Genomic DNA, 9067 nt, shown 5'->3' with positions numbered 1-9067 from the left:
GATGCCATAAGGGAGGGCGCATAAGGTTTCTTCCTTCTTCCTGATTGTCAGAATTTAACAGGCTTTTCAATTCACATATCATTTTCAGTTTGTTTTGTCAACTCCTAATACTGAACCGACGCCCTAGAAATGGTTTACATTTCCGGCGGCACATTTATGATGGGTTCCCCCAACGACGAAGAGGGAGTAAATTATCAGCAAAGTCACCAGCATCAAGTCACAGTACCCACTTTTTATGCAGGCAAATACCCCATCACCCAAGCACAGTGGCAAGCAGTGATGGGAAACCACCCATCCCGTTTCCAAGGTGAAAAACGTCCTGTAGAAAATGTATCGTGGGATGATGCCGTAGAATTCTGTGGCAAACTCTCGCTACAAACCGGGAAAAAATATCGCCTATTGAGTGAAGCAGAATGGGAATACGCCTGTCGTGCGGGTACAACAACCCCATTTCATTTTGGGGAAACCATTACCCCGGAATTAGTCAACTATAAGGGATACGGGCGCTACGCAAACGCCCCCACAGGACTTTCCCGTGAACAAACAACCGATGTCGGGAGTTTTCCCCCCAATGCTTTTGGACTGTGCGATATGCACGGCAATGTTTTGGAGTGGTGCAGCGATACGTGGCACGAAGACTGGAACGGTGCACCAACTGACGGAAGTTCCTGGGAAACTGGCAGAAGGGATGTTCGAGTCCTGCGTGGCGGTTCCTGGTTCGATACTGCGCTTACTTGCCGCAGTGCCTATCGTGTCAGGGTTTGTGTGGGCCATCGCTTCCAGCTCATAGGTTTTCGCGTGGCTCTGGTTTTCGCGTAATCTCCGTAGCTAGATGACCTACTTATTTAATAATATCTTTTCTCTTTTGTAGCAGCAAGGTTACGGTTAAATAAACTGCTGCGTGCACGCCTAAAATTCCCCAATTCAAAGCCAAGTTTTGCCATGTTGGTTCGTAGACTGCGCTTTTCTCGAATAACTGCGGTAAGATTGTGCGATAGCACAATCTTACCGCACTTCCCTCAACCGTTCACATAATAATCCCGGGTTCCCTTCGCATTCATAGCTTCTCCGAGTCTATTTAACCCGTACACGTAAGCCGCAGTTCTCATGCAAACTGAAAATTCTTGAGATATTTTCCAAATTGCCTGAGTTTCTTCGACCATTTTGTGCTGCAACCGCTGGTTGACTTCCTCCAGCGTCCAATAAAGCCCGCTGCGATTTTGCACCCACTCAAAATAACTAACCGTTACGCCCCCAGCATTCACTAAAATATCAGGAATTACCTGAATTCCCCTCGCTTCTAAAATCAAATCAGCAGCCGAATCGATCGGCCCGTTAGCTACTTCAAAAATAAACTTAGCCTTGATATCATTAACATTGGCTTCAGTTATTTGATTCTCCAAAGCTGCTGGAACCAGCACGTCTACATCTAAGGCTAAAAGTTGCTCATTTGTTAAAAATTCGTGTTCGGCAATATTGCAAACTGAACCTTCGCAGTAAATAGCTTTGATACCTTTATTAGAGTCTTTAAACCCTCGAATACTGGGGATGTCCAGGCCTTGTTTGGCATAAATTCCCCCTTGGGAATCGCTGACTGCAACAACTTTGTAACCGGCGTTCCACAGCAATTCTGCTATTTCTGCACCGGCATTACCAAAACCTTGCACTGCTACGGTTGTGTCTTGAGGATTTAGTTCAAATTTGGGTAGAAGAGTTTCTATTACAAAAAAAGCGCCCATTGCTGTTGCGGTATCTCGACCCAAACTGCCGCCCATTGTTACGGGTTTACCTGTCACTACTCCCGGACAAAGCTGTCGCTTAATAATGTTGTACTGATCCATCATCCAACCCATAATCATGGGATTGGTGTAGACATCCGGCGCGGGAATATCGACATCGGGGCCGATGAAATCTGCGATCGCATCGATGTAACCCCGGCTCAACCTTTCCAATTCAAATTTGGACAATTCTTTGGGATTGACAGTAATTCCGCCCTTGCCTCCTCCGAATGGTATGTTGAGAACCGCACATTTAAAAGTCATCCAAAATGCCAAGGATTGCACTTCATCGAGGGATACATTTGGATGGTAGCGCACTCCTCCTTTAGAGGGGCCTCTGGTGTTGTCGTAGCGCACCCGATAACCTTGGAAAATTCGCAGGGAACCGTCGTCCATCCGCACGGGAATCGATACAATTAAGCTGGATTTGGGATATTTGAGCCGTTCGATCGTATCTTCGGAGAGGGATACATATTTTAAGGCTCGTTCTAATCGGCGACTGGCATCGGTAAATAATGAGTCAGACATAAGAAGTTAGTTGACTGTTGACTGTTGACTGTTGACTGTTGACTGTTGTCAGAGAGAAGAAAGCTTCTGGTGCTTAAGCTAATTTAATCACAATCCTGGTTGAATGCTGCCTCCTTTCTTCTGACAACAGTCAACTAACAACACTCAACTACTTTGTATCGATCGACAATATCGCACTCCCAAGCAGAGATTAAGCAAATACACTTAAAATAGAGAGATATATTTAAGCTCAAGGGGTAATTTGAGTTCGATCGCTCAAATCACAGCCAGTCACCAGGGGAAGTAAATTGTGACATAGATCGAGGCTCTAGCATATGTTCTAAACTCAATTATTATTATGGTTGGACTCCTAGCCGCGTTATCTGCATCGGCGGCGGGGGGTATGAGAATTGCCCTGCCCCTGCTGTTAATTGGTTTGTTGCGGATTGATAAACTTTGGTCGGAAATACCTCTATTATCGGGGGTTCCTCCCCAAGTGGCTATTACCATCTTGGTGAGTTGGTCGCTGTTAGAGTTATTTGCTTCTAAAACTTTTGCGGGACAGCGGATGCTGCAAGTTGTGCAGATTATTTTCAGTCCCATTGTAGGAGCAATTATGGGAATTGCGATCGCTCAGGTAAGTTCGATCAACGAAATTATTGCTCATCCTTGGATGCTGTGGATTATTGGTATTGTCGGAGGTTTGTTGGCTTTAGTGCTGCAACTGGTACAAGCAGGATGGCTTTACCGGCTGAGGGGTTTGCCGATTTGGGTAATTTTTTTGCAAGATGTTCTGTGCATTTCTTTGGTTTTCTTTGCCTTTGATGCCCCGCGACAGGGAGCGTTAGTTGCTATGCTGCTGCTGTGGCTGGCAATTCGCAGTTCTAAAGAGTGGTATCGCTGGTACAGAATTCAGGGAAGAGCGGGCGATGGGGGAAATCCCCGCCGCCGCAAGCGCGATCCTGATTAATTTAATTATTGGGCATCGGGCATCGGCCAAACAGAGCATCGGGTATTAGTTATTAGTTGTTGGTTCTTGGTTATTAGTTATGAGTTATTAGTTATGGTTAATTGCTATCAATTAGCAATGCCCCCATTTCCAATGCCTCAATTTCCAATTCCCAATTCCCAATTCCCTGCGCGGGCCGATTCCCAATTCCCTATTTAAAGCAAGCCGATCGAGTGTAGCGGGCCTTGACCCGTAATTAACTCGAGCACTAATGCTATAAAACCAATCATTGCTACACGACCGTTCCAGACTTCGGCCCCCGTCGTCAAACCCCACTCCCATTGCTCTTGAGGGTACATTTTGACTCTCTTGGAAGGGCGTACTACATCAGAGAATTTAACGCTGGGAGATTCGATCGACTCGATGACTAAATCGGCCAAGGCCTCAATAAACACCGGATGAGTATTCAGTGCCGGCACTCGGTAGAAATTTTCAATGCCCGATTCTTCTGCTAGTTCTCGATACTCCATGTCAATTTCTTGCAGAGTCTCGATGTGTTCCGAAACAAAACTAATCGGAACTACCAACAAATCTTCGACTCCACTTTCTGCCAATTCAGTAATCGCGTCTTCGGTGTAAGGCTTGAGCCATTCCACCGGGCCAACCCGACTTTGATAGGCGAGGGTGTGTTCGTTCGATCGGTTCAAATGTTCCATAATCAGACGAGTGCAATCTTCAATCTCGCGCTGATAGGGGTCTCCAGCCTCTTCTACGTAGCTGAGGGGGACACCGTGGGCGCTGAAAAAGATGTGAACTCGATCGGGATGTGGACTGTTGTCTAATTCTTGGGCGATCAGTTCCGACATCGCCTGAATGTAACCAGGTCGTTGATACCAAGAAGGAATAGCGGTGTATTCGATCTCGCTGAGGGCTGGATCTTTGCCCCACATTTCTTCTAACTGCCGGAAGCTAGAACCGCTGGTACTGATGGAAAATTGAGGATATAGCGGCAAGATTGCCAACTGTTCGATGCGATCGCGCTTAATTTTGGCGATCGCCTCTTCGGTAAAAGGATGCCAATAGCGCATCCCCACGTATACTCGGGCATCTTGTCCCTTTTCTTGCAAGAGTTCTTGCAGCGAAGCGGCTTGTTCTTCGGTAATCCGGCGCAAAGGAGAGCCGCCCCCGATTTGGCGGTAGTTTTCCTGGGATTTCTGAAATCGCAGGGTCGAAATCAACCAGGCGAGCGGTTTCTGCATCCACGGAAACGGAATGCGAATGATTTCCGGGTCAGCAAACAAGTTGAACAGGAAAGGACGGACATCCTCGATTTGATCTGGCCCGCCCAAGTTTAATAGCAATACTCCCACACGGCCCATAGCAGTTACAGCTCTCCCATCGTCTCAGTTCTGTTACTTATTTTAACAATATAGCCTCATGATATCTTAAGTCGATAACAAGCTATACATAATTTTGACTGTGGCAACAATTTTTAGAGATTTAAGTTATCGGTATCAGTGGCTGTACGACGCGATCGCCCGTCTGGCTTCTTTGAGCGTAGGTGGCGAGGCTCGTTTTCGCCAGCTAGCCCTGCAAAATTTGACCCCTAGGGCGGAAACTAAAATTTTAGACCTTTGTTGCGGTAGCGGCCAGACTACGCAGTTTCTCGTGCAATATTCCCAGGATGTCACAGGACTTGACGCTTCGCCATTATCTCTGGAACGGGCCAGAAAAAATGTACCGTCAGCCAAGTATGTAGAAGCTTTTGCCGAATCCATGCCATTTGGCGACGGTGAGTTTGACTTGGTGCACAGCAGCGTAGCGATGCACGAAATGCAGCCCCTACAGTTGAGGCAAATCTTTCAAGAAGTTTACCGCGTACTCAAGCCCGGGGGTGTATTCACTTTGGTAGATTTTCATCGACCCACAAATCCAGTATTTTGGCCGGGGTTAGCTGTATTTTTGTGGTTGTTTGAGACTGAAACCGCTTGGGAGTTAATCGAAACTGACTTGAATAGTTTGTTAGCAGAAGTTGGATTTCAACCTAACAATTCCCAAGCAACTCAACAACCCAAACTTTATGCGGGCGGCAGTATTCAAGTAATCCAAGTTCAAAAATAGTTATTGGTTATTGGTTATTGGTTATTGGTTATTGGCTATTGGTTATTGGTTATTGGTTATTGGTTATTGGCTATTGGTTATTGGCTATTGGTTATTGGTTATTGGTTATTGGTTATTGGTTATTGGCTATTGGTTATTGGTTATTGGTTATTGGTTATTGGCTATTGGTTATTGGTTATTGGCTATTGGTTATTGGTTATTAGTTATTGGTTATTGGTTATTGGTTATTGGTTATTAGTCATCAGTAACGGACGTGCATATCACGGTAAGAAACCGGGTTTCTACGATTATTCGTAACAGCAACGATAAATATTGAAAGAAACCCGGTTTCTCTGGTCGTGAGTGCGTGACTAAGAAACCCGATTTCTAAGGGTTGTGGGTTGAGTGACGAGAAATATTAAAAGAAACCCGGTTTCTCAAGTCGGCGCGCGTGCACATTACTCTACTTTTAAACCAATGACTAATGACTAATGACTAATGACTAATGACTACTGACTACTGACTACTGACTACTGACTACTGACTACTGACTAAACAAACTTTTTGGCCTCAGCCAAAGCCGCCTCAAACTTGAGCAACACATCCTTTTCTGTGTGAATAACTTTTTCTTGTTGTAGCAGCGGGCGGCCAAAGCGAAAAATGCCGTCTTGTTCTACGTGGTCAACGGGAGGAAGCGTTTCGGGATGCGGCAAAAATTTTCGGCCGATGGTGTACGGCGTGTGGTAGGAAAAACTAAAATCGGGAAACTTGTCGCTCTTGATTTCGAGATAGTAAAGCGAGTAATAATCTTTGGTTTCGCAGTACACGCATTCGCGGCATCTATTTACCAGTTTGCGATTCTGATTAAAAAACTCCCACTTGTCCCAATAGTAGTCATCTTTCATCATATCCTGGTGGTCGTCGCACAGTTCCAGATATAATTTGTCACCATCGGGAGGACGATAAAAGTAAAGCATGGCGTAGGGCATTTCAATCAGTAACTTAACTGCTTGATTTTTGCGATGGTACCATTCCTGCTGGTGAGTTTCGTAGATTTTCTTAGATTCACTTCCTTGACTTTTGATCTGATTTTCTTTGGCCCACCGTGATGCCCAAACTGTCCAGTAAGCTAGCTGGAAGGTTGCAGAAATTTCCGCCGAACCTTGTTCTTTCCAGTCGGCAATTATTTTTTCCCAAGCTGAACTAAAAGCTATTCGGGATTGTTCGTTTTCTTCGGGGTTTTTTGTACTGACAGCAGCCGCTGTTTGGTCATTAGTTTTGATAGGCGCTTTGGGTTCTTTGCGCCAGTTGTTAATATCTGCTGGCGTGAGAGTTAAGATGAATCTTCTGTCGTGAACGGGATATTCTAAATGAATTCCAGATTTGAGGAAAGAGCGGTATTCTAAAATAGGAAGTTTGCCTTGTTCGATCCATTGCTGGCGTTCTGCTGCCGAACACTTGAGCATTGCTTCTAATTCTACCGGAGCGACGGCTAATTCACTTTTGAATGTCTCCAAAAATCTTTGTTGTTCGGCTGCGTTTATTTCTAGTACGGATACAATTCGGTTGACGATGTTATCTGTTTTGTCTTCGCAATTTTCGGGAAGTCCTAAGAAGTCGAGGAGTTTGGCTTTGAGTATGCGTCTGGAAGAGATTAGCTCGGCTAACATGAGAAGCTCCAGTAGAGTCTGAACTTGCAATCTTGAACTGGCAAGATTTGGGCAAGTCTATATATCTTAATAGATTCTCTTGAGTTGTCGGCAATTGAATTCAAATTCGATCGACTGTTACCGATATCCGCAGGAAGGCGCACTGCTGTCTGCATACCCGCAATACTTATATTTCAGCGGATTTGAGCCGAAAGGTCGATCGCCCCATCAACGATCGCCTAAGCAAAAATACTCAAAACAATGTCGCCCGGTCGATCGGGTGGCTAAACCGGCTAAAATCGATAATTGCGATCGCGCACAAACTCACACGCACAGCATTGTCTACCAAGATGCGTTTACCCTGGTTGCAGCGTCAGTGATTGTTGACTGTTGACAGGATTTTACAATTGACTAATGATTTCTCTGCATCTGCGTGAATCGGCGTCAATCAATTGTCATCTGCGGTGATAAATTATCTCTTTTTTAAACCGCAGATGAGGGCTGATAAACACAGATTAACGCAGATTAATTGTATCAACAATTCCGGTGGCACTGTTGACTGTTGACTGTTAACTGTTGACTGTTAACTGTTAACTGTTAACTGTTAACTAATGACTAATGACTAATGACTAATGACTGCTGACTAATGACTAATGACTAATGACTAATGACTAATGACTGCTGACTAATGACTAATGACTAATGACTAACGATCGCCCGCAGTGCCCATTTTTCACGGTTTGTTCTAAAATCTCAAATATACAAGCCGGTAGTGCCAAGATTGCGGTAAACTCAGCTTGGTTCAAAACAGCCTTCAATCTAAAATCTCAGATCTAAAATCTAAAATCAAGATGACTGTCCAACTAAGCGATATTGAAACTCAACTAGAAACCCTCGGTCAAGAGTCCAAAAGTGCGATCGCCACGGCGAATACCCTCGAACAACTCGAACAGTTGCGCGTCGGCTACCTTGGCAAAAAAGGCCAACTATCTCAGATTTTAGGCATGATGGGCAAACTGTCGCCAGATCAGCGGCCCAAAGTAGGCGCGATCGCCAATACGGTAAAAGAAGCCCTGCAAGCCGACTTAGAAGACAAACGCGCCGGCCTCCAAACTGCCCAAATCCAAGCCAAATTAGCCTCAGAAACCCTCGATGTCACCATGCCGGGGATTTTTCGCCCCCAAGGCCGCGTTCACCCCTTAAACGCCGTCATAGACCGCGCTCTCGATATTTTTGTCGGTCTCGGCTACACCGTCGCCAACGGCCCGGAAATGGAAACAGATTATTACAACTTTGAGGCGCTGAACACCCCGCCCGACCACCCGGCGCGGGATATGCAAGATACATTTTATCTGCCGGGAGGCGACTTGCTGCGGACTCAGACATCATCGGTGCAAATTCGCTACATGGAACAGCACAAACCGCCGATTCGGATTGTTTCTCCCGGCCGCGTTTACCGCCGCGATACTGTGGATGCTACTCACGCAGCAGTTTTTCACCAAATCGAACTTTTAGCGATCGGTGAAGGCCTGACATTTACTGACTTAAAAGGCACAATTAAAGAGTTTTTGCGGCAAATGTTCGGGCAAGATTTGCCGATTCGTTTCCGCACGAGTTACTTTCCATTTACAGAACCTTCTGCTGAAGTTGATTTGCAGTGGAACGGCAAATGGCTGGAAGTTTTGGGCTGCGGCGCGGTCGATCCGAATGTTCTTAAAGGAGTCGGTTTAGATCCAGAAAAATATACTGGATTTGCGGCGGGTTTTGGTGTGGAGCGGTTCGCAATGGTACTTTATGAAATTGACGATATTCGCCGGGTTTATTCTAGCGATTTGCGCTTTTTGCGGCAATTTTAAATGATGAATTGCGATCGGTTTGAGGCTCTGTTTGGAGGTTTGGCTAAATGCAGAGTGATGCTGTTGGTTTCCAGGTATGAGAAAAGGGCGAAAAAACACGCTCTGATGTCTGAAGAGTTTCACCCGAATTGGATTGGTTTTTAGTTAGGACTTTAGTATTTGGGAAAAGAAGGACTAAAGTCCTGACTACGAACCTTAAAAAGAATGACTAAAGTCCTCACTACGAAC

Annotated in this window: 10 protein-coding genes; 7 read left to right on the top strand and 3 right to left on the bottom strand. The window is 45.5% G+C overall.

Going from position 1 to position 9067, the window contains the following annotated elements; translation table 11 throughout:
- The first annotated feature begins 129 nt into the window (after positions 1-129).
- A complete protein-coding gene (locus IQ263_RS11525) occupies positions 130-819 on the top strand; it encodes a formylglycine-generating enzyme family protein (RefSeq protein WP_339384842.1) in 690 nt (229 codons plus the stop codon).
- A gap of 200 nt (positions 820-1019) precedes the next feature.
- Here IQ263_RS11525 and IQ263_RS11520 read toward each other — a convergent pair whose 3' ends face one another.
- A complete protein-coding gene (locus IQ263_RS11520; RefSeq protein WP_194067544.1) occupies positions 1020-2306 on the bottom strand; it encodes a Glu/Leu/Phe/Val family dehydrogenase in 1287 nt (428 codons plus the stop codon).
- A 337-nt stretch (positions 2307-2643) separates the two neighbouring features.
- Here IQ263_RS11520 and IQ263_RS11515 point away from each other — a divergent pair, with 337 nt between their 5' ends.
- Positions 2644-3255 carry a DUF4126 domain-containing protein gene (locus IQ263_RS11515; protein WP_194067543.1) on the top strand — a complete coding sequence of 204 codons (612 nt, stop codon included), beginning with the start codon at positions 2644-2646 and terminating at the stop codon, positions 3253-3255.
- Positions 3256-3449: 194 nt separating this feature from the next.
- Here IQ263_RS11515 and hemH read toward each other — a convergent pair whose 3' ends face one another.
- Entirely contained in the window at positions 3450-4613 is a 1164-nt protein-coding gene (gene hemH, locus IQ263_RS11510) for a ferrochelatase (RefSeq protein ID WP_194067542.1), read from the bottom strand.
- A 100-nt stretch (positions 4614-4713) separates the two neighbouring features.
- Between hemH and IQ263_RS11505 the strand changes: the two genes are divergently transcribed.
- Both IQ263_RS11505 and IQ263_RS11500 read left to right on the top strand, forming a co-directional pair.
- Complete coding sequence (locus IQ263_RS11505) at positions 4714-5355, top strand: class I SAM-dependent methyltransferase (protein WP_194067541.1); 642 nt, start codon at positions 4714-4716, stop codon at positions 5353-5355.
- Between the two features lie 3 nt (positions 5356-5358).
- Positions 5359-5652, top strand: coding sequence for a hypothetical protein (locus tag IQ263_RS11500; protein WP_228049976.1), 294 nt, complete (start codon positions 5359-5361; stop codon positions 5650-5652).
- 233 nt (positions 5653-5885) lie between these two features.
- On the opposite strand, the gene IQ263_RS11495 is transcribed toward IQ263_RS11500, so the two are convergent.
- Positions 5886-7004, bottom strand: a complete 1119-nt coding sequence (locus IQ263_RS11495; protein ID WP_194067539.1) for a hypothetical protein — start codon at positions 7002-7004, stop codon at positions 5886-5888.
- Positions 7005-7098: 94 nt separating this feature from the next.
- Here IQ263_RS11495 and IQ263_RS11490 point away from each other — a divergent pair, with 94 nt between their 5' ends.
- The 3 genes from IQ263_RS11490 (at position 7099) to IQ263_RS11480 (ending at position 8983) form a co-directional block, all read left to right on the top strand.
- Positions 7099-7377, top strand: coding sequence for a hypothetical protein (locus IQ263_RS11490; RefSeq protein ID WP_194067538.1), 279 nt, complete (start codon positions 7099-7101; stop codon positions 7375-7377).
- Between the two features lie 457 nt (positions 7378-7834).
- Positions 7835-8839: a phenylalanine--tRNA ligase subunit alpha gene (gene pheS, locus IQ263_RS11485; protein WP_194067537.1), complete on the top strand. Its 1005-nt coding sequence runs from the start codon at positions 7835-7837 to the stop codon at positions 8837-8839.
- On the top strand, positions 8840-8983 hold the full coding sequence (locus tag IQ263_RS11480; protein WP_194067536.1) for a hypothetical protein: 144 nt from the start codon (positions 8840-8842) through the stop codon (positions 8981-8983).
- Positions 8984-9067 lie beyond the last annotated feature (84 nt).

This window comes from Tychonema sp. LEGE 06208, from assembly GCF_015207505.1.
Taxonomy (GTDB): domain Bacteria; phylum Cyanobacteriota; class Cyanobacteriia; order Cyanobacteriales; family Microcoleaceae; genus Microcoleus.
Note: the sequence above shows the minus strand (reverse complement) of the source record. Positions and strands in the feature narration are given on the sequence as shown.